General features: G+C 49.3%; 21 protein-coding genes. 16 read left to right on the top strand and 5 right to left on the bottom strand.

What is annotated here, in order from left to right; genetic code table 11:
• The first annotated feature begins 93 nt into the window (after positions 1 to 93).
• The 5 genes from nudF to parE are packed head-to-tail and all read left to right on the top strand — an operon-like array spanning position 94 to position 4,500.
• Positions 94 to 723, top strand: a complete 630-nt coding sequence (nudF, locus tag ACJHX4_RS07780) for an ADP-ribose diphosphatase (protein ID WP_000917117.1) — start codon at positions 94 to 96, stop codon at positions 721 to 723.
• Complete coding sequence (locus ACJHX4_RS07775) at positions 724 to 1,146, top strand: DUF1249 family protein (protein WP_000833393.1); 423 nt, start codon at positions 724 to 726, stop codon at positions 1,144 to 1,146.
• A gap of 24 nt (positions 1,147 to 1,170) precedes the next feature.
• Positions 1,171 to 1,998 carry a 3',5'-cyclic-AMP phosphodiesterase gene (gene cpdA, locus ACJHX4_RS07770; RefSeq protein ID WP_000444744.1) on the top strand — a complete coding sequence of 276 codons (828 nt, stop codon included), beginning with the start codon at positions 1,171 to 1,173 and terminating at the stop codon, positions 1,996 to 1,998.
• Positions 1,998 to 2,579, top strand: coding sequence for an esterase YqiA (gene yqiA, locus ACJHX4_RS07765; protein ID WP_000105733.1), 582 nt, complete (start codon positions 1,998 to 2,000; stop codon positions 2,577 to 2,579). Before cpdA ends, yqiA begins: the two co-directional genes overlap by 1 nt.
• Before the next feature lie 28 nt (positions 2,580 to 2,607).
• A complete protein-coding gene (gene parE, locus ACJHX4_RS07760; RefSeq protein WP_000195275.1) occupies positions 2,608 to 4,500 on the top strand; it encodes a DNA topoisomerase IV subunit B in 1,893 nt (630 codons plus the stop codon).
• A 63-nt stretch (positions 4,501 to 4,563) separates the two neighbouring features.
• Here parE and ACJHX4_RS07755 read toward each other — a convergent pair whose 3' ends face one another.
• The gene (locus tag ACJHX4_RS07755) at positions 4,564 to 6,705 is read right to left on the bottom strand and encodes a TonB-dependent siderophore receptor (RefSeq protein ID WP_001240664.1); all 2,142 of its coding nucleotides are present in this window, start codon (positions 6,703 to 6,705) and stop codon (positions 4,564 to 4,566) included.
• A gap of 373 nt (positions 6,706 to 7,078) precedes the next feature.
• On the opposite strand from ACJHX4_RS07755, the gene ACJHX4_RS07750 reads away from it, so the two are divergent.
• Genes ACJHX4_RS07750 through ACJHX4_RS07730 form a run of 5 tightly spaced genes read left to right on the top strand, consistent with a single transcriptional unit; the run spans position 7,079 to position 11,756 of the window.
• Positions 7,079 to 7,888, top strand: a complete 810-nt coding sequence (locus ACJHX4_RS07750; protein WP_000940874.1) for an ABC transporter ATP-binding protein — start codon at positions 7,079 to 7,081, stop codon at positions 7,886 to 7,888.
• Complete coding sequence (locus ACJHX4_RS07745) at positions 7,885 to 8,868, top strand: FecCD family ABC transporter permease (protein WP_000986445.1); 984 nt, start codon at positions 7,885 to 7,887, stop codon at positions 8,866 to 8,868. The genes ACJHX4_RS07750 and ACJHX4_RS07745 overlap by 4 nt, the downstream gene beginning before the upstream one ends.
• A gap of 8 nt (positions 8,869 to 8,876) precedes the next feature.
• Positions 8,877 to 9,914, top strand: a complete 1,038-nt coding sequence (locus ACJHX4_RS07740; protein WP_001298372.1) for a FecCD family ABC transporter permease — start codon at positions 8,877 to 8,879, stop codon at positions 9,912 to 9,914.
• Positions 9,915 to 9,924: 10 nt separating this feature from the next.
• The gene (locus ACJHX4_RS07735) at positions 9,925 to 10,872 is read left to right on the top strand and encodes an iron-siderophore ABC transporter substrate-binding protein (RefSeq protein ID WP_001531973.1); all 948 of its coding nucleotides are present in this window, start codon (positions 9,925 to 9,927) and stop codon (positions 10,870 to 10,872) included.
• Positions 10,869 to 11,756, top strand: a complete 888-nt coding sequence (locus ACJHX4_RS07730) for a MurR/RpiR family transcriptional regulator (RefSeq protein WP_000614945.1) — start codon at positions 10,869 to 10,871, stop codon at positions 11,754 to 11,756. Before ACJHX4_RS07735 ends, ACJHX4_RS07730 begins: the two co-directional genes overlap by 4 nt.
• Positions 11,757 to 11,800: 44 nt before the next feature.
• Here ACJHX4_RS07730 and ACJHX4_RS07725 read toward each other — a convergent pair whose 3' ends face one another.
• Positions 11,801 to 12,115: a putative quinol monooxygenase gene (locus tag ACJHX4_RS07725; RefSeq protein ID WP_000633738.1), complete on the bottom strand. Its 315-nt coding sequence runs from the start codon at positions 12,113 to 12,115 to the stop codon at positions 11,801 to 11,803.
• Between the two features lie 30 nt (positions 12,116 to 12,145).
• Positions 12,146 to 12,727, bottom strand: coding sequence for an NADPH:quinone oxidoreductase MdaB (mdaB, locus tag ACJHX4_RS07720; protein WP_000065430.1), 582 nt, complete (start codon positions 12,725 to 12,727; stop codon positions 12,146 to 12,148).
• Positions 12,728 to 12,976: 249 nt separating this feature from the next.
• Here mdaB and ACJHX4_RS07715 point away from each other — a divergent pair, with 249 nt between their 5' ends.
• Genes ACJHX4_RS07715 through ACJHX4_RS07705 form a run of 3 tightly spaced genes read left to right on the top strand, consistent with a single transcriptional unit; the run spans position 12,977 to position 14,508 of the window.
• Positions 12,977 to 13,456: an Hcp family type VI secretion system effector gene (locus ACJHX4_RS07715; RefSeq protein WP_000065331.1), complete on the top strand. Its 480-nt coding sequence runs from the start codon at positions 12,977 to 12,979 to the stop codon at positions 13,454 to 13,456.
• A gap of 2 nt (positions 13,457 to 13,458) precedes the next feature.
• Positions 13,459 to 14,169: a hypothetical protein gene (locus ACJHX4_RS07710; RefSeq protein ID WP_000834022.1), complete on the top strand. Its 711-nt coding sequence runs from the start codon at positions 13,459 to 13,461 to the stop codon at positions 14,167 to 14,169.
• A gap of 6 nt (positions 14,170 to 14,175) precedes the next feature.
• On the top strand, positions 14,176 to 14,508 hold the full coding sequence (locus ACJHX4_RS07705; protein WP_000914696.1) for a DUF2645 family protein: 333 nt from the start codon (positions 14,176 to 14,178) through the stop codon (positions 14,506 to 14,508).
• A gap of 45 nt (positions 14,509 to 14,553) precedes the next feature.
• On the opposite strand, the gene qseC is transcribed toward ACJHX4_RS07705, so the two are convergent.
• Positions 14,554 to 15,903, bottom strand: coding sequence for a quorum sensing histidine kinase QseC (qseC, locus tag ACJHX4_RS07700; RefSeq protein WP_000673389.1), 1,350 nt, complete (start codon positions 15,901 to 15,903; stop codon positions 14,554 to 14,556).
• Positions 15,900 to 16,559: a quorum sensing response regulator transcription factor QseB gene (gene qseB / locus ACJHX4_RS07695; protein WP_001221490.1), complete on the bottom strand. Its 660-nt coding sequence runs from the start codon at positions 16,557 to 16,559 to the stop codon at positions 15,900 to 15,902. Before qseB ends, qseC begins: the two co-directional genes overlap by 4 nt.
• A gap of 151 nt (positions 16,560 to 16,710) precedes the next feature.
• On the opposite strand from qseB, the gene ygiW reads away from it, so the two are divergent.
• The 3 genes from ygiW (at position 16,711) to ACJHX4_RS07680 (ending at position 19,354) form a co-directional block, all read left to right on the top strand.
• Complete coding sequence (ygiW, locus tag ACJHX4_RS07690) at positions 16,711 to 17,103, top strand: OB fold stress tolerance protein YgiW (protein ID WP_000712658.1); 393 nt, start codon at positions 16,711 to 16,713, stop codon at positions 17,101 to 17,103.
• Positions 17,104 to 17,155: 52 nt separating this feature from the next.
• The gene (locus tag ACJHX4_RS07685; protein ID WP_000183484.1) at positions 17,156 to 17,638 is read left to right on the top strand and encodes a GyrI-like domain-containing protein; all 483 of its coding nucleotides are present in this window, start codon (positions 17,156 to 17,158) and stop codon (positions 17,636 to 17,638) included.
• Between the two features lie 108 nt (positions 17,639 to 17,746).
• Positions 17,747 to 19,354: an ABC transporter substrate-binding protein gene (locus tag ACJHX4_RS07680; RefSeq protein WP_000288656.1), complete on the top strand. Its 1,608-nt coding sequence runs from the start codon at positions 17,747 to 17,749 to the stop codon at positions 19,352 to 19,354.
• Positions 19,355 to 19,384 lie beyond the last annotated feature (30 nt).

The raw sequence follows: 19,384 nt of genomic DNA, 5'->3' as shown, positions 1-19,384 counted from the left end.
AATGTGCCTCAATTTAACACATGACTGCTCAAACGGCAGTCAAACGTCGCTGAAATTCACATTTAATTCACTATTAGTGCCAGGACATTAACAATGCTTAAGCCAGACAACCTGCCCGTTACATTTGGCAAAAACGATGTAGAAATTATTGCACGAGAAACACTTTATCGCGGCTTTTTTTCATTAGATCTTTATAGATTTCGTCATCGTCTATTCAACGGGCAAATGAGTCATGAGGTACGGCGGGAAATTTTTGAGCGCGGTCACGCCGCAGTCTTGCTACCCTTTGACCCAGTGCGTGATGAAGTTGTGCTGATTGAGCAGATTCGGATTGCCGCGTACGACACCAGCGAAACCCCTTGGCTACTGGAGATGGTTGCCGGGATGATTGAAGAGGGTGAAAGTGTGGAAGATGTTGCCCGTCGCGAAGCGATTGAAGAGGCGGGACTGATAGTCAAACGGACCAAACCGGTGTTAAGTTTCCTGGCAAGCCCGGGGGGCACCAGTGAGCGTTCGTCAATTATGGTGGGCGAAGTGGACGCCACGACCGCAAGCGGTATTCACGGTCTGGCTGATGAAAACGAAGATATTCGCGTTCATGTGGTAAGCCGGGAACAGGCATACCAGTGGGTAGAAGAGGGGAAAATCGACAACGCAGCGTCGGTCATCGCTTTGCAATGGCTGCAGCTGCATCATCAAGCGTTAAAAAATGAGTGGGCATAAATGAAGCGTTACACACCTGACTTTCCTGAAATGATGCGCCTGTGCGAGATGAACTTTTCACAATTGCGCCGTTTGTTACCGCGCAATGACGCACCCGGCGAAACTGTAAGCTATCAGGTGGCAAACGCACAATATCGGCTGACGATTGTGGAATCGACCCGATACACTACCCTGGTGACAATAGAACAGACTGCGCCCGCGATCAGTTACTGGAGCCTTCCGTCAATGACGGTGCGTCTGTATCATGACGCGATGGTGGCTGAAGTGTGTTCAAGCCAGCAGATTTTTCGCTTCAAAGCGCGGTATGATTATCCTAATAAAAAGTTGCATCAACGCGACGAAAAGCATCAAATTAATCAGTTTTTAGCGGACTGGTTGCGATACTGTTTAGCACATGGAGCGATGGCGATTCCGGTTTATTAGCGTCGTGAAACCTAAGGACACCATTTGGAAAGCCTGTTAACCCTTCCTCTGGCTGGTGAGGCCAGAGTCAGGATTTTACAAATTACCGACACTCACCTGTTTGCACAAAAGCACGAAGCCCTGTTAGGGGTAAACACCTGGGAAAGCTACCAGGCGGTGCTGGAGGCGATTCGGCCACACCAGCACGAATTCGACCTGATTGTCGCGACAGGTGATTTAGCGCAGGATCAATCCTCTGCGGCCTATCAGCATTTCGCTGAAGGCATCGCAAGTTTTCGTGCGCCCTGCGTCTGGCTGCCGGGCAACCACGATTTCCAGCCCGCGATGTACAGTGCGTTACAGGATGCGGGTATCTCCCCGGCGAAGCGGGTGTTTATTGGTGAGCAATGGCAAATCCTGTTGCTGGATAGCCAGGTGTTTGGCGTGCCGCACGGTGAGCTGAGCGAGTTTCAGCTTGAGTGGCTGGAACGTAAACTGGCCGATGCGCCAGAACGCCATACGTTGCTGCTGCTGCATCATCATCCGCTACCTGCGGGTTGTAGTTGGCTTGATCAACACAGCCTGCGTAACGCGGGCGAACTGGATACCGTGCTGGCGAAGTTTCCGCACGTCAAATACTTGCTGTGCGGTCATATTCATCAGGAGCTGGATCTCGACTGGAACGGTCGCCGCCTGCTGGCAACGCCGTCGACCTGTGTGCAGTTTAAGCCGCACTGTTCCAACTTTACGCTGGATACCATCGCGCCCGGCTGGCGTACTCTTGAGTTACATGCTGATGGCACGCTGACCACCGAGGTGCATCGCCTGGCGGACGCACGCTTCCAACCTGATACCGCTTCAGAAGGCTACTGATGTCTACGCTTCTTTATTTACACGGTTTCAACAGCTCGCCGCGCTCTGCAAAAGCGAGCTTGTTAAAAAACTGGCTGGCGGAACATCACCCTGACGTTGAGATGATCATTCCGCAGCTGCCGCCGTATCCTTCCGACGCGGCAGAACTGCTGGAATCCATTGTCCTGGAACATGGCGGCGATTCGCTGGGTATTGTCGGTTCGTCACTGGGGGGATATTACGCCACCTGGTTGTCGCAATGTTTTATGCTGCCCGCAGTGGTGGTCAACCCGGCGGTGCGCCCGTTTGAACTGCTGACGGACTATCTCGGTCAGAACGAGAACCCCTACACCGGGCAGCAATATGTGCTAGAGTCACGCCATATTTACGATCTCAAAGTCATGCAGATTGACCCGCTGGAAGCGCCGGATTTGATCTGGCTGCTGCAACAGACGGGAGATGAAGTGCTGGATTACCGCCAGGCGGTGGCGTACTACGCTTCCTGCCGCCAGACTGTCATAGAAGGCGGCAACCACGCATTCACGGGCTTCGAAGATTATTTCAACCCGATCGTCGATTTTCTTGGTCTGCACCATCTCTGACGATCAACTCGAATTGCTAACTTAAACCATGACGCAAACTTATAACGCTGATGCCATTGAGGTACTCACCGGGCTTGAGCCGGTTCGCCGCCGTCCGGGGATGTATACCGATACCACTCGCCCTAACCATTTGGGGCAAGAAGTTATTGATAACAGTGTCGATGAAGCACTGGCGGGCCACGCAAAACGCGTGGATGTAATCTTACATGCCGACCAGTCGTTAGAAGTGATTGACGATGGGCGCGGGATGCCGGTAGATATTCACCCGGAAGAGGGGGTACCGGCGGTTGAACTGATTCTTTGCCGTCTGCACGCGGGCGGTAAATTCTCTAACAAAAATTACCAGTTCTCTGGCGGCCTGCATGGCGTGGGGATTTCGGTAGTTAACGCCCTGTCGAAGCGCGTAGAAGTTAACGTACGCCGCGATGGTCAGATCTATAACATCGCCTTTGAAAATGGCGAAAAGGTGCAAGATTTACAGGTTGTCGGCACTTGCGGTAAACGCAATACCGGTACCAGCGTGCACTTCTGGCCGGATGAAACCTTCTTTGACAGCCCGCGTTTTTCTGTTTCACGCCTGACGCATGTGCTGAAAGCCAAAGCGGTACTGTGCCCGGGCGTTGAGATCACTTTTAAAGATGAGATCAACAACACCGAACAGCGCTGGTGCTATCAGGACGGTCTGAATGATTACCTGGCGGAAGCGGTAAACGGTTTACCGACGCTGCCAGAAAAACCGTTTATCGGTAATTTCGCTGGCGATACTGAAGCGGTGGACTGGGCGCTACTGTGGCTGCCGGAAGGCGGTGAACTGCTGACCGAAAGCTACGTCAACCTGATCCCAACGATGCAGGGCGGTACCCATGTTAATGGCCTGCGTCAGGGCCTGCTGGACGCGATGCGTGAGTTCTGTGAATACCGCAACATTCTGCCGCGTGGTGTAAAGCTGTCGGCGGAAGATATCTGGGATCGCTGCGCCTATGTGCTGTCAGTAAAAATGCAGGATCCGCAGTTTGCCGGGCAGACCAAAGAACGTCTCTCTTCGCGTCAGTGTGCGGCATTCGTTTCGGGCGTGGTGAAAGATGCCTTCATCCTGTGGCTGAACCAAAACGTTCAGGCGGCGGAGCTGTTGGCAGAGATGGCGATTTCCAGCGCCCAGCGTCGTATGCGTGCGGCTAAAAAAGTGGTGCGTAAAAAGCTAACCAGCGGCCCGGCGCTGCCTGGTAAATTGGCTGACTGTACCGCGCAGGATCTTAACCGTACCGAACTATTCCTTGTGGAAGGTGACTCCGCAGGCGGATCTGCCAAGCAGGCGCGCGATCGCGAATATCAGGCGATCATGCCACTGAAAGGTAAGATCCTTAACACCTGGGAAGTCTCTTCCGACGAAGTGCTGGCTTCGCAGGAAGTGCACGATATTTCGGTAGCTATCGGTATCGATCCTGACAGCGACGATTTGAGCCAGCTTCGTTACGGCAAGATCTGTATCCTGGCGGATGCTGACTCCGATGGTCTGCACATTGCCACGCTGCTCTGCGCTTTGTTTGTAAAACACTTCCGCGCATTGGTGAAACACGGTCACGTTTACGTTGCACTGCCACCGCTCTACCGTCTTGACCTCGGGAAAGAGGTTTATTACGCGCTGACGGAAGAAGAGAAAGAGGGCGTACTTGAGCAATTAAAACGCAAGAAAGGCAAGCCAAACGTCCAGCGTTTTAAAGGTCTCGGGGAAATGAACCCGATGCAATTGCGCGAAACCACGCTTGATCCGAACACTCGCCGTCTGGTGCAGTTGACTATCGATGATGAAGACGATCAGCGTACTGACGCGATGATGGATATGCTGCTGGCGAAGAAACGCTCGGAAGATCGCCGCAACTGGTTGCAAGAAAAAGGCGACATGGCAGAGATTGAGGTCTGATAATCCTCCCGCCAGAAGAATAAAACATAGCCCGGTATACAAGTGTATACCGGGCTTTTTTGATCAAAATTCCATTTTCACCGTGAATTGCACTTCACGCGGATCGCCAATCTGATTCCCCAGATTATTTGTGGCGATGGAAGAGGTGTAATACGTTTTATCAAACAGGTTTTTGACGTTTAATTGCAGTGTGACCGGATACTGCAATTTCATTTTGTATGCGGCGAAGGCATCGGCAACAAAATAGCCTGGCAGATAATAGTCAGCCCCATTGGTTGCCGAACGACGGCTTACACCATGTCCACCACCGCCAAATGTCAGCGTATTATTGCCTGGCATGTTATGAATATCATAGGTCAGGAATAGCGAACCGGTATGACGAGGAACATTCGGCAATGGTTTCCCTGCATAATCAGGATCCTCCAGAACCTTAGCATCGGTATAGCCGTAGCTGGCAATGATATTAATGTTTTCAGTTAATGCTCCCGCAAGGTCGACTTCTACCCCTCTTGAACGAACACGGCCTGCCGTTTTGGCGATGGTTTCATCACCAATACTTTCGGTATACAACACATTACGTTTATGGATATCAAACAGCGCAATATCTGCGGTGATACCATCGAATAGCTCGAATTTTGCCCCGACTTCGTAAGCATTAGATGATTCCGGTGGAAGATCGCCAATGTAGCTGGCAATTGACGACTGCGGCATAAATGTTTGCGAATAATTGGCAAATAAGGATACCGATGGCGTCAGTTTGTAGACCAACCCCAGTTTGGGAGTCCATTGTTCATCGCGGCTGTCAGTATTGACATTAAAAGGACGGCCTTTACCCGCATACTGCGTGTAATACTGATAGCGGATCCCGGCGACGGCAATCCAGTTATCGGTCAGATAGAGTGCGTCCTGTGCATACGCTGAGTAGCTCTCCTGTTTGATCGTCTGATCACTGTCCGACGCCGAAACCGTTGTACATTTGCTGGTATTACCATAAACAGGGTTGTAAATATTGAAATCTTTAGCTTTTTTACAGCGAATCATATCTGTACGCAGAAGATCATAATATTCATATGACACCCCACCCAGAATCTCATTATAGAATCCGGCAATATCAACATTCCCTTGCAGATCCGCACGAGTAGCATGCATACGCTGGGTAGAGCCCTGAGTTGCATCAACACGCCGTGTCAGTGTTCCTGTCGTTGCATCATATGCGGTAACACGCGCCTGATTATCGCTGTATTTATCCTGGCTGTAGCTGTAATCAAAGCGTGCTGTCCACTGGCTATTGAGATGATATTCTGCGTTGAGTTGCGCCAGATCGGACTGACCATCTGTAATATTAAACGGTTCGTCAAAACGTATTTTTCGATCAACGTTTACGGGCTGTTTCGTCGTAAGGTCGAAAATCGTTCCACGATCGAACGGAGTTTTATAGTCCCGATGGGAATAGAGCATGGTTACTGTTGCATTATCACCAAACCATGTGAGTGACGGGGCAATAAATGTACTGCGCTCTTTACCGAAGTTTCGCCAGTAATCTTCATCCTGCACTTCCCCGGTAAGGCGATACGCCAGCTGAGTGCCTTCAATGGGACCTGTGATATCAAGTTGCCCAGTGCCGCCACCAAAACTGGAGGAGGTGGCTGAAACCGAACCATGGAATGTTTTTTCCGGGCGCTTGGTCACGACGTTAATCAGTCCGCCAGGATCGAGAATGCCATACAGCGTGGAGGCCGGGCCTTTTAGCACTTCCACACGTTCTGTGGCGGCGTTGAAACTGCGAGGAAGTACGGTTCGCAGACCGTTGGTCATGATGGAGCCATCCCGGTTTGCGCCAAACCCACGGCGTACAAAGGCGTCCTGAGTTCCGCCTAATGTATTGGTCTGTACCACGTTACTGACGTTATAAAGCGCCTCATCCAGCGTTGTCGCATTCTGGTTTTCCAGAACCTGATCGCTAACCGTATTGACCACCTGCGGGATATCCAGCATCGGCATATCGGTTAATGTCGCCGTAGAGGTGCTCAGAGGTTGATAACCATCGGTTGCCTCAGTTGCGGTATTTGCATCTGCTGTAACAGTGATTGTTTCGCCATCTTTGGTCGTTACAGAGTCTGTTGCATGAATCATCGGTGCCGCAAAAAGCAGTGAAAAGAGCGCCCGACCTTTGAGTCCTGAGAATGAAGGTGTGAACATAGCCATTTAGTCTGTTATCCCAAAAACTCGCGGATTGTCGCGAGTGAAAATTGTTTCTTATTGCTCACTAAGCACTATCCGTTTGTTATTTCGCCATCGGATATGTAATTGAGAATCATTCAATCACGCAGTAATGTAGTAGTAAATGAGAAATAACAAAAAATTGCTACATGTGTTTTTATGAAAGGTTTATACAATTTGATTGCTTTTAATTTATTGATATTTAATGTTTTTATTTTTATGTATAAAAATATTTTACCTGTTATTTACCTTGTTTTTGTGTGGCTTTTAACTGCTTGACTACTACATTTTGTGGCGTCAAACTCTCAAAGGAGAATGAGTTTTATTTTTGTTTGTCTTTGATTAAGTTGGCGTACACGTGGCACATAACGCAAAAGGGCAGGGGCTGATCCTCGACAATGTTTCTGCCGGGTATCACAAGAAAATCATTGTTGATGGTGTTTCTTTCTCCGTTCCCACAGAAAAAATGACCGTTCTGGTTGGGGCAAACGGCTGTGGAAAGTCGACGTTGCTCAGCACCATTGCACGTATCTTGCAACCCATGGGCGGTTCGATATTGCTTGATGGCAAAGCGATTCACGAGCAACCAACGAAAGCGTTATCCCGTAGACTTGGGATCTTGCCGCAGTCGCCATTATTGCCGGAGGGCTTAACCGTTTATGAACTGGTGTCGCGTGGGCGTTTTCCCTGGCAAAATTTCATACGTCAATGGAGCGACGCCGATGAGCAGGCGGTAGAAGAGGCCCTGAAATTAACGGGTACGCAGGAGTTTGCACATTTACCTGTTGAAAAACTTTCTGGTGGGCAGCGCCAGCGTTGCTGGATTGCGATGGTGTTGGCGCAAAAGACGCCTTATATCCTGCTGGATGAACCCACAACCTGGCTTGATTTACGTTATCAGGTTGAAATTCTTGAGTTATTACATGATTTAACGCGTCATCACGGGCGTACAGTCGTCGTGGTGTTGCATGATCTGAATTTTGCCGTCAATTATGGCGATACGTTGATATTTTTACGCCAGGGGAAAGTGGTGCGTGTGTTGAATGAGGGGGAGCATTGCACGCCTGAGCTGGTAAAAGCTGTTTTTGACGTAGATGTTCACGCATCAATAAATCCTCTGACGGGAAAGCCGTTCTTCATGCCGTTTCGTGGTGTAGAAAAAGTATGATGCGCACAGGGCTGGTTACTGTAATTTTCCTCACCTTACTGCTGGTGGGATGCGTGGTATATCCAGGGATTGGTGCCCGATTTATTGCACCACAAACGGTGTTGCAGGCATTTCTTCATTTTGATCCGCAAAACTTCGATCACAACGTAATTGTAAGACTCCGTTTGCCGCGTTTAGCGGCAGCATTGCTTACCGGTGCTTCTCTTGGTGTTGCTGGTGCTTTGTTGCAGGCTGTCATTCGTAACCCATTGGGGGAGCCACATATTTTAGGCTTAAATGCCGGAGCCGCTCTTGCTGTCGTTGCCGCCAGTGCGCTTGGACTGGCCTTTCCGGTTGGACGCCCACTGCTGGCATCTACGGGGGGCGCGTTATTGTTCCTGTTGATATTGCTGCTTTCCTCCGCAGGGCGTTCAGGGGTAACGCCAATGAAAGTTACTTTATGCGGCGTGGCGCTATCGGCGTTCGTGTCCTCAATAACGGCTGCAATCCTGATTCTTGACGAACAAACACTGCTGGCGATGCGGACATGGCTAGCAGGTGATTTAGCGGGGCAGGATTGGGCGACGCTGGGTACGTCCGCCTGGTTTTCTCTGGGGGGATTTGTGTTAGCCCTTTACCTTGCGCCCTCCCTTAACATGTTGGCACTGGGCGATCGCATGGCGCAGGGGCTGGGCGTCTCTGTACTCCGCACGCGAACATTCACCCTGCTTGCGATCGCGTTGCTCTGTGGCGCAGCCGTATCGATTGCTGGCCCCATTGGTTTTGTCGGCCTGCTAGTACCGCAGATTGTCCGGCGTCTGGTATCAGCGGATCTGCGCGTTCTGCTCCCTCTTTCAGCTTGTGTCGGCGCGCTTTTGTTATTACTGGCAGATATTATTGCCCGGACGCTTTTCACGCCCCATGAGTTAGCGACCGGTGTCATGACGGCGTTAGTTGGTGCGCCTGTTTTTGTCATTATGGCGACGAGGATGTTCAAATGAGTCGGATAATGAACGTCGGGCTACGCCCACTACGTGTTGGTAAGTTTTCGACACTGGTACGCCCTAAAAATCTGCTGTTGCTTGGTGGGCTGTTCCTGCTTGCGGTTGGAATACTGATATTCGGTCTGATGCAGGGTTCTTTCTCTGTTCCGGCATCGGAAGTAGGACGAGCGTTGTTTGCTCCAGAAAACGTAAGCACAGACGCACGTTATATTGTGCAGGATATTCGCTTGCCGAGAGTCATCATGGCATTGCTATGCGGGGCCATGTTAGGTATGGCAGGGGCCGCAATGCAATCCATTGCACGTAACGGCCTTGCCGATCCTGGTTTAATCGGCGTCAAAGAAGGATGTAGCGTGGCTGTGCTGTGGCTGATTTTCCAGTTTCCAATGCTGGGAATGTTCTGGCGTCCAGTGGCTGGTCTTGCTGGTGGCCTGTTGGTGGCTTTAATCGTGATTTTTTGTGCGCGCGATATTTCCCGCCCGCGATTTGTTCTGATTGGTATTGGTGTTTCCTGGTTTTTCGCCGCCGGTATCGGTGTATTTATGACCACTGCAGATGTTCGAGATGTACAAACTGCATTGATGTGGTTATCGGGAAGCCTGCATGCAGCTAACTGGATGTTAGTCGGTATTTCAGCCTGTTGGATGTTGCCAGCCGCTCTTTTATTGCTGTTCACCGCCAGGACTGCGGATATCGCTCTGCTTGGTCATCAGGTGGCAACCGGGTTAGGCGTGAATAGTTCTCGCCTGGCGTTGTTACGTGTCGCCGCACCCATAATCCTGACAGCCGTCTGCGTTTCGTGTGTTGGTAACATCGGTTTTGTCGGATTGATAGCACCCCATATATCACGTTTTATTCTACGTGGCGGGCAGACGACATTACTGCTGGGGAGTGCGGTATCGGGGGCGTTGTTAGTTATTCTGGCGGATAGCATTGGTCGTTTGGCTTTTTTGCCTTTGCAACTGCCTGCCGGAATCATTATCTCACTGATTGGTGGACCATTTTTTTTGCTACTGCTCTGGCAGCGCAGGAACAGTTTTTAACGGGAGTTATATGCGTTTATTTTTTTCTCTGCTGATACTGTTGTCATTTTTTTCCCGTGCAACAGAACCTGTTCAGGTATTTACTGATGATTTAGGGCGCAAAGTCACTGTTCCTGCTCATCCAAAGAGAATTGTCTCTTTACACGATCTTGATATCACTATTCCTCTGATTGAGCTCGGTGTACCTCCTGTCGCCAGCCACGGGCGAACTCGGCCTGACGGTAGCCATTTCATTCGATCTGGCGCGTTATTGACAGGTGTCGACTTTGATAATTCATCGATCGCCTTTATTGGTACCGCTGATATTGATATTGAAGCGATTGTGGCGGCAAAGCCTGACCTGATCATCACAGAACCGACCCGTAATACGCCCATTGAACAACTTGAAAAAATTGCGCCCACGGTGAGCATTGATCATCTCAAAGGGGGCGCGCCAGAAATCTATCGCAAGCTGGCAGAACTTACAGGAACGCAGTCGAAGCTGGCGATACTTGAACGCCGCTATCAGGCACAAATCAATGCGCTGAAGGCGACGCTGGACAGCCAAAAAATAACGGTATCGGTGATTCAGGCAAACCAGGGAAAAATTAATGTGATGCATAGCTATCATTCGCTGGGGCGGGTATTACGCGATGCTGGTTTTCGTTTTCCGCCGCTGATTGAGAGCATTCCTGAAGGTGGGCGAATGGATGTGAGCGCGGAGCGTTTACCTGAACTGGATGCCGATTTTGTTTTTGCAACCTGGCGCGGTGACACCGGTGGTAAACCTCAGGATGAGCTGGCAGCAATGGAAAAAGTCATGCCGGGATGGTGTCAGTTTCTGACTGCCTGTCGTTCCGGGCGTTATGTGCTGATTTCTCGTGAAGAGGCAATTTCTAACTCCTTTGCATCTCTGGGGCTGATGGCTGCGCAGATACAATCACAAATTGCAGGGCGACCTCTACCGGAGGCTAAATGATCCAGAAAGATAAAGCGCGGGTTGATATTTTTGGTGAGCGTTTTCGCACTCGCGCGAGTCAGTTAACGCCTGGGTTAAGAGTTGTCGCCAGCTACATAAATGAGCATCGTGAAGTGGTACTCGAGCAAACGGCGATGGAAATTGCGGCCACGTTGAACACTTCCGATGCCACAGTTATCAGGGCTATACAGGCCCTGGGGTTTGCCGGGCTGCGTGATCTGAAACGCACTCTGGAACAGTGGCTTGGTCCAGCCCTTAGTTCCAGCGAAAAGATGTCTACGACGGTGAGTAACTTGACGAGCGATGTTAACACCGCAATCGACTTTGTTCTTGAAGGGCATTTGTATACCTGTAATGTCCTGTCAGAGCCTGAAAACCGCCACGCGCTTGCGCAAGCTGTAGCGTTGTTGGTGCAGGCACGGCAAGTCGCAATTTTTGGCATTGGCGCTTCGGGTATTCTGGCGGACTATACCGCACGACTATTCAACCGCATAGGTTTGCCTGCCACGGCACTAAACCGTACGGGTATTGGCCTTGCCGAGCAACTGATCGCGCTTCAACGTGGCGATGTTCTGATCATGATGGCGCAAAAATCAGCGCACCGGGAAGGGCTGACAACGCTTCGTGAGGCGAGGCGGCTGGGGATCCCTGTTATTTTGCTGACAAACGCGCTGGATTCGCGTTTTAGCAAAGACGCCAGTATCGTGATTCATGTTCCGCGCGGGGATGAAAAAGGGAAAACGCCGCTACATGGTACGGTATTGTTGTGTCTGGAAATGATTGTCTGGTCGGTAGCTTCCGCAGTGCCGCAGCGTGCGGTTAAAACCATTAAGCGAATTAACGATTTCCATCGAGGACTGAAAACGGGAAGAAAGAATGGCTAATCTGGGCTGAGACCGGTAGCAGCACCGGCCTCTTTTTAGAAATGTCAAAGCCCCGGCTGCAGGATACGAATATTCATCTCCAGCACGTCACCTTTTACGGCTTCGCTATATGCTTTCATGTGCGGGGTTTGCAGATGCGCTTCAAGATGCGCGATGCTTTCCCACTGCTCAATCATCACGATAGAATCCGGTGCCATAGACTGGAAACTCACGCCAGCAGCGCAATCCACCATTGGCGCATAGCCGTGGCAACCTTCTTCTTTCAGTACGGTTGGAACGATTTTAGCAAACTGATCCAACACTGCCTGACGGTGATGTTGACCAGGACGAGTACGGATTTCTGCGATTACTGTAATCATGGTTAACTCCTTCTAAAGCCAGAGCTCTAGTTAACCAAAAATTTCCACAAGATGCTTGCGATATTCTTCAGTATAGCGGGGAACATCAGGCATTTTTATCACGTCATTAGCGATAAATGTCGGCAGCGGTTCCATGCCAAGGAACTGGTTTGCTTTATGGAACGGCAGGTACACACCGTCAACACCAACGCCGTGGAAGAACTGATCTTTTTCGGTGAAGGCTTCCATTGGTGCGTTCCAGGTCAGTGAAAGCATATATTTTTTGCCCTGTACCAGGCCGCCGGAACCGTATTTTTTTGATGGATCTTTGCGGGTACGACCATCGCTGGCATACAGAGTCCCGTGACCTTCGGTGAATACATCATCAATATATTTTTTCACTGTCCACGGCGCGCCCATCCACCAGCCTGGCATCTGCCAGATCACCACATCAGCCCAGAGAAAGTTTTGTACTTCCGCTTTGACATCGTAGTCGCTGTCGGCGCGAACAATGCGGACATCATGCCCGAGGTCGCGCAGTGTGCCATCCGCGACTTCGGTCAGGGTGTCGTTCAGTTGACCATTGGAGTGGGCGAATTTTTTCGCGCCGTTGATAATCAGGATGTTGCTCATTTTTTAACCTCAAGGTGAGACGTTTGCCGACTATAGTACGTCACAGAGCGGTATGGTGAAATTAGCAAAATGTGCAAAGTCTTTTGCGAATTTAGCAAAAGTCTGATCTTTCTCTGATTCACCGATGCGGGATAAATATTTTCTGAAAATGACAATACTTAAATCAACTTCCCATAAGCTCCCACAGGAGAGATGTATTATGCAAATGATACAGGAGTTTTTCGGAAAAAATGATTATGGAGAATATATATGTCAAATATCATATACTTATCAATTAAAGGGAAAATACAAGGTTTGATCTCTGAGGGTTGTGGTTCGTATGCATCTATTGGTAATAAATATCAAATAAATAATGTGGATGAAATTTTTGTTTTACAGTTCGACCATTCTTTAAGTCGAGAGTATAATGTAGTGCATCACCCCATAAAATTTTACAAGCCAATAGATAAATCCTCCCCTTTATTAAATGCCGCTCTTTCTGAAAATGAAGAGTTATCAGCTGTATTTAATTTTTATAGAATTAATTCTGGCGGTTGTATTGAAAGGTTTTACACAATTGAATTGCAAGGAGCACATTTATCGAATATTCTGACATGTTATCCACACTCAATTACACATGCGGGTAATCAGCCGGAAGAGGTCATTGTTCTTAATTATAAAAATATAACATGGAAGCACCATATCGCGAGTACGGAATCATATAGTTGTTGGGAAGAAAGGATTTTTTAAATATGAAAAGCGATCTCACTATAAAAAATAGATATTGTACAATTCCACAAGCGAAGTTCCGTAAATGGGATGAAATGGACGTTTTACTCTGGAAGTTAGGAAAAAATGATTCGCGTCGCCGTTCAGGAGTATATTATTTAAATGCTTATAAAGATGCATATGTACAATATAATAGAGACAAAATAATTAAACATGCATACGCCGCTGGAATTCGTCCAGAGTTACTGGGCGGCGTGGCCTGGATTGAGTCAGGAGGTATGCCTGAAAATTATAAGTTTCAGATATATGAAACAAAAAGAATGATCGGATTGTTAGATATGCCTGAAAATAAAACATCATTTGGCTCAATGGGTATACAAATACGAACCGCAGCGATTACTCTAGGTCTAGACCCTTCAGAATTAACTACCAGAAATCAGTTAGAGTTAGCGACATGCCTAATGGAGGATGATTTTACCTTTCAAATTGCTGCTACTTATTTAAGAGATCTTGTCCTTTTTGATTATCCCTCTTCGGCAACACTGTATATGACGAATGAGCAGTATATTATGGCTGGTATTAGATATAATCGTGGTGTTGAACGAGATTTGGGTTTTTTTATTTATTTAATTAATAATTTGCCTGCGCGTGATACAGATGATTATAAATTCATCTCTTATGGTATGAGGTTGTTAGAGATTAGAGAACATATCAAAAAATTGATTAATGAGTAATCAGATATGTTAAAAAAACAACTACTATCAATATTTGAAGCACTATTATATATAATGCTTACTTATTGGTTAATAGATTCTTTTTTTGCTTTCAATAAGTATGACTGGATGCTTGAGTCGGGAGACAATATTTGCAGTATACCTTCTGTTTCAGGCGAAGATCGTATATTGCAAGCAATGATTGCAGCATTTTTTCTTCTGACACCACTTATTATTCTTATCTTAAGAAAACTCTTTATGCGGGAAATGTTCGAGTTTTGGTTATATGTATTCTCGCTCGTTATTTGTCTGGGTTGTGGTTGGTGGCTTTTTTGGGGACGGTTTATATTTTGCTATTAGTAAAGTCTATGAGAGTCGTTTTAACGGCTCTCATAGACAGAGAAGTTACCAGCTTACCTTCGCTTCAAATCCACCTTGTTTCGCATTCCCAAATTCAACATTCATGTCATGCAGCTTGGCGATTCGCTGGACAATCGATAGCCCAAGTCCACTGCCGGTAGCGGTTTGTCCGGGTGGGCGATAGAAGCGTTCGCCAATTCGCGCCAGTGCCTCTGGCGTCACACCGGGGCCGTTATCCCTCACGATGAAATTATCGGCATTCAGCGTGACGTCTACCACGCTACCTTGTGGACTGTAGCGCACGGCGTTATCCAGCAAATTTCGCACCAACAAACTTAGCAATAGCGGTTGTCCGGTGCGTTTGATGCCGTTGGCTTTGAGTGTCAGTCGCACGTCAATTTTCGCCTGCTGCGCCGTGTGGTAAATATCCATCACCGACGATTGCAGGAGATCTTCAAGCGGGATCTCCGCGACGTCCTGAAGGTTATCCAGTGAGTCCAGCCGCGATAGCGTGAGCAGTTGATCAACCAGACGAGTAGCGCGATCGATCCCGGAATGTAATTGGAGCAGCGCTTTTTTCCGCGCCTGCGGATCATCGTCAGAGAGCTGAGCAACTTCGGTTTGCACTTTCAGCGCCGTTAACGGGCTACGAAGTTCGTGAGCTGCGTCGGAGGTAAAGCGTCGTTCACGAACCATCATCGTATGTGTGCGGGCGAACAGTTGATTTAGCGACTCAACCAGTGGGCGCACTTCGCTGGGTACGCCCGTCGCGTTTAGTGGTTTTTCCGAGTCTGGGTCACGCATACGTAGTGCCAGCGCCAGTTTGTTCAGCGGCGCGAGTTCACGACCCAGTAGTACCATCATGATGATTAACATAATCGGCAGTGCGACCAGCCACGGGATCAATTGTCCGGCAACAATCGCCAGCGCCATGTCTTCACGGTATTCCCATTCCTGACCCACAACGATGCGATATTTGCCATCAGGTGAGGTCATCCAGACAAAACGCCAGGGATCGTCTTCACCGACCAGTTGCCCGTCAGCAAAACCTTCCCGCTGATAGCTATAGGGAATATCTTCTCCGTTATCGCCATCGTTAAGGACCATTCTGCCGTCGTGGGTAAAGATGGCAAAGGTCAGCGCATCGTCATCAACATGACCGTGTTTTAATTTATTTGGCGTCTGTGCCATGCGATCCGCCGCGTTGATTTCGTTGAGATCGAGCGTACTTAACCGTTTGGCAAACAGCATCAGTTGGGTGTCGAACAACTCATCGACGTTATCCGTTGTTTGTTTCCAGGCGACAAAGCTGGAAAGCAGCCAGGTCACCGAGGCCAGAATTAAAAAGATTAGCGTCAGCCTGACTCGCAGACTAAGACGTTGGGTAAATTTCATTTCTCACCTAATGTGTAGCCAATACCATGAACGGTACGAATAAAATCACTGCCGAGTTTGCGTCGCAGATGATGCACATGCACTTCAACGGCATTACTGGTGACCTCTTCGTCCCAGGTATACAGTTTCTCTTCAATCAGTTTGCGCGGCAGTACCCGACCAGCGTTACGCATCAGTAATTCCAGCAGGGCAAATTCTTTTGGTTTCAGCGTTAAGGGTTCGCCAGCCAGCGTGGCGATACGTTTGCCGGGGTCGAGCATGACGTTGCCGCGGAGCAGCTCGTTGCTGGCCTGGCCGTTGGTTCGGCGCATCAGAGCTTCCAGCCTGGCGGCGACTTCTATCAACGCAAAAGGTTTACACAGATAATCGTCAGCTCCCAGACGCAGCCCTTCTACACGTTCCGCCAGCGCATCGCGCGCAGTCAGGATCAATACCGGCTCACGCTGACCTTTTTCTCGCCATTCGCGCAAAATATCGCGACCATCCATGCCCGGTAAGGTTAAATCCAGGATCACCGCATCATAAGGTGCGCTATATAGCGCCTCTTTTCCCTGACGACCTTGTGTAAACCAGTCGACGCTAAAACCCATTTTACTAAGGCCCGTTTTGATGCCGTCGCCAATCAGCATGTCATCTTCTATCAGTAAAATTCGCATTTTTTCATCCCTGCGATAACCGTATTTGCTGCCAGTAAACCGTGTTGTAACGCGCTCTGTACAGCATTAAATTTTATTTTTTTCCCTTAAGAAGTTGTTAAGGACTATCTTGTTAAATGCTCGGAAACAGACATTAAAGGGAGTAATAAACATGAAAAAATTCGCAGCAGTAATCGCAGTAATGGCCCTGTGCAGTGCACCGGTTATGGCAGCAGAGCAGGGCGGTTTTTCTGGCCCATCGGCAACGCAAAGTCAGGCCGGAGGATTCCAGGGGCCGAACGGCAGCGTAACGACCGTAGAAAGCGCAAAATCCCTGCGTGACGACACCTGGGTAACCCTGCGCGGCAATATCGTTGAACGCATCTCTGACGATCTCTACGTGTTCAAAGATGCCAGCGGTACTATCAATGTTGATATCGACCACAAACGCTGGAACGGCGTGACGGTGACGCCGAAAGATACGGTTGAGATTCAGGGGGAAGTCGATAAAGACTGGAACTCTGTTGAAATTGACGTCAAACAGATCCGCAAAGTAAATCCGTAATTGTTACCGCTCCCGGGACGCGTTCCCGGGAATAATTTCGCAGGGAGGCAAAATGACAAACCTGACACTGGATGTAAATATTATCGATTTCCCATCAATCCCTGTGGCGATGTTGCCGCACCGCTGTAGCCCTGAGTTGCTCAACTACAGCGTGGCGAAATTTATCATGTGGCGTAAAGAGACGGGGCTTTCACCTGTTAACCAAAGCCAGACTTTTGGCGTCGCCTGGGACGATCCTGCCACCACCGCACCAGATGCGTTTCGCTTTGATATTTGTGGCAGCGTTAACGAACCTGTTCCCGATAATCGTTATGGCGTGAGTAATGGCGAACTTACCGGTGGGCGTTATGCTGTTGCCCGCCATGTTGGCGAGCTGGACGATATTTCACACACGATATGGGGCATCATTCGCCACTGGCTTCCGGCAAGCGGCGAGAAAATGCGTAAAGCACCGATTCTGTTTCACTACACCAATCTGGCCGAAGGGATAATAGAGCAGCGACTGGAAACGGATGTTTATGTGCCGTTGATGTGATGGGGAATCTTTACCGGAGTGTGAGCTAAATCACTCGCTATCAGTTTGAGCTAACAATGCTACAGGCGTATTGTTGTCGGGCTTATAATTTCTCCGGTAAGGAATACCATGTATACGCGAAATTTATTATGGCTGGTCAGCCTGGTAAGTGCGGCTCCTCTCTACGCTGCTGACGTTCCCGCCAACACACCGCTCGCCCCGCAACAAGTCTTTCGTTACAACAATCATAGCGACCCAGGCACGCTCGACCCGCAAAAGGTAGAGGAGAATACTGCCGCGCAGATTGTGCTGGATCTGTTTGAAGGTCTGGTATGGATGGACGGTGAAGGCCAGGTGCAGCCCGCTCAGGCTGAACGCTGGGAGATACTGGACGGCGGCAAGCGCTATATTTTCCATCTGCGTAGCGGTTTGCAGTGGTCAGACGGTCAGCCCCTGACGGCAGAGGATTTTGTCCTCGGCTGGCAACGTGCGGTTGACCCGAAAACGGCAAGCCCTTTTGCTGGCTATCTGGCACAGGCGCACATTAACAATGCCGCGGCTATTGTTGCGGGTAAAGCAGATGTTACATCGCTGGGTGTCAAAGCGATGGATGATCGTACTCTTGAAGTTACGCTTGAGCAGCCAGTTCCTTGGTTCACGACGATGCTCGCCTGGCCGACGCTGTTCCCGGTTCCTCATCATGTCATCGCTAAACATGGCGATAGCTGGAGTAAGCCAGAGAACATGGTTTACAACGGTGCCTTTGTGCTTGATAAATGGGTAGTTAACGAAAAGATTACTGCACGCAAAAATCCAAAGTACCGCGATGCGCAACATACAGTATTGCAACAGGTTGAGTATCTGGCGCTGGATAATTCGGTCACCGGCTATAACCGCTATCGCGCGGGAGAGGTCGATCTCACCTGGGTTCCGGCGCAGCAAATTCCCGCCATTGAAAAATCACTGCCTGGCGAGCTACGAATTATCCCGCGTCTGAACAGCGAATATTACAACTTTAACCTTGAGAAACCGCCATTTAACGATGTGCGGGTGCGTCGGGCGCTATATCTTACGGTTGATCGACAGCTTATTGCGCAAAAGGTACTGGGGTTGAGAACGCCCGCAACCACGCTGACGCCGCCAGAGGTAAAAGGCTTTAGCGCGACGACGTTCGATGAACTGCAAAAGCCAATGAGTGAGCGTGTCGCGATGGCAAAAGCCTTGCTGAAACAGGCGGGATACGACGCCTCTCATCCGCTACGCTTTGAGCTGTTCTACAACAAGTACGATCTGCATGAAAAGACCGCGATAGCGTTGTCTTCCGAATGGAAAAAATGGCTGGGTGCACAGGTGACGCTGCGCACAATGGAGTGGAAAACTTATCTTGATGCCCGACGAGCCGGTGATTTCATGTTGTCTCGGCAGTCGTGGGATGCGACGTACAATGATGCTTCCAGCTTCCTGAACACGCTCAAAAGCGATAGTGAAGAAAACGTCGGTCACTGGAAAAATGCGCAGTATGACGCCTTACTAAACCAGGCCACGCAGATCACTGATGCGACAAAGCGTAATGCGTTGTATCAGCAGGCAGAAGTGATCATCAACCAGCAGGCACCGCTGATTCCCATCTACTATCAGCCGTTAATCAAACTGCTTAAACCCTACGTTGGCGGTTTTCCGCTGCATAATCCCCAGGATTATGTCTACAGCAAAGAGTTGTATATCAAGGCACATTGATGCCTTTATCGCCGTCGGAGCACGTCCGGC

Source organism: Escherichia sp. WS2035 (assembly GCF_046487065.1).
In the GTDB taxonomy this organism is placed as follows: Bacteria; Pseudomonadota; Gammaproteobacteria; order Enterobacterales; family Enterobacteriaceae; genus Escherichia; species Escherichia coli.
The sequence above is the reverse complement of the archived record's forward strand: the minus strand, read 5'-3'. Positions and strand labels throughout refer to the sequence as shown.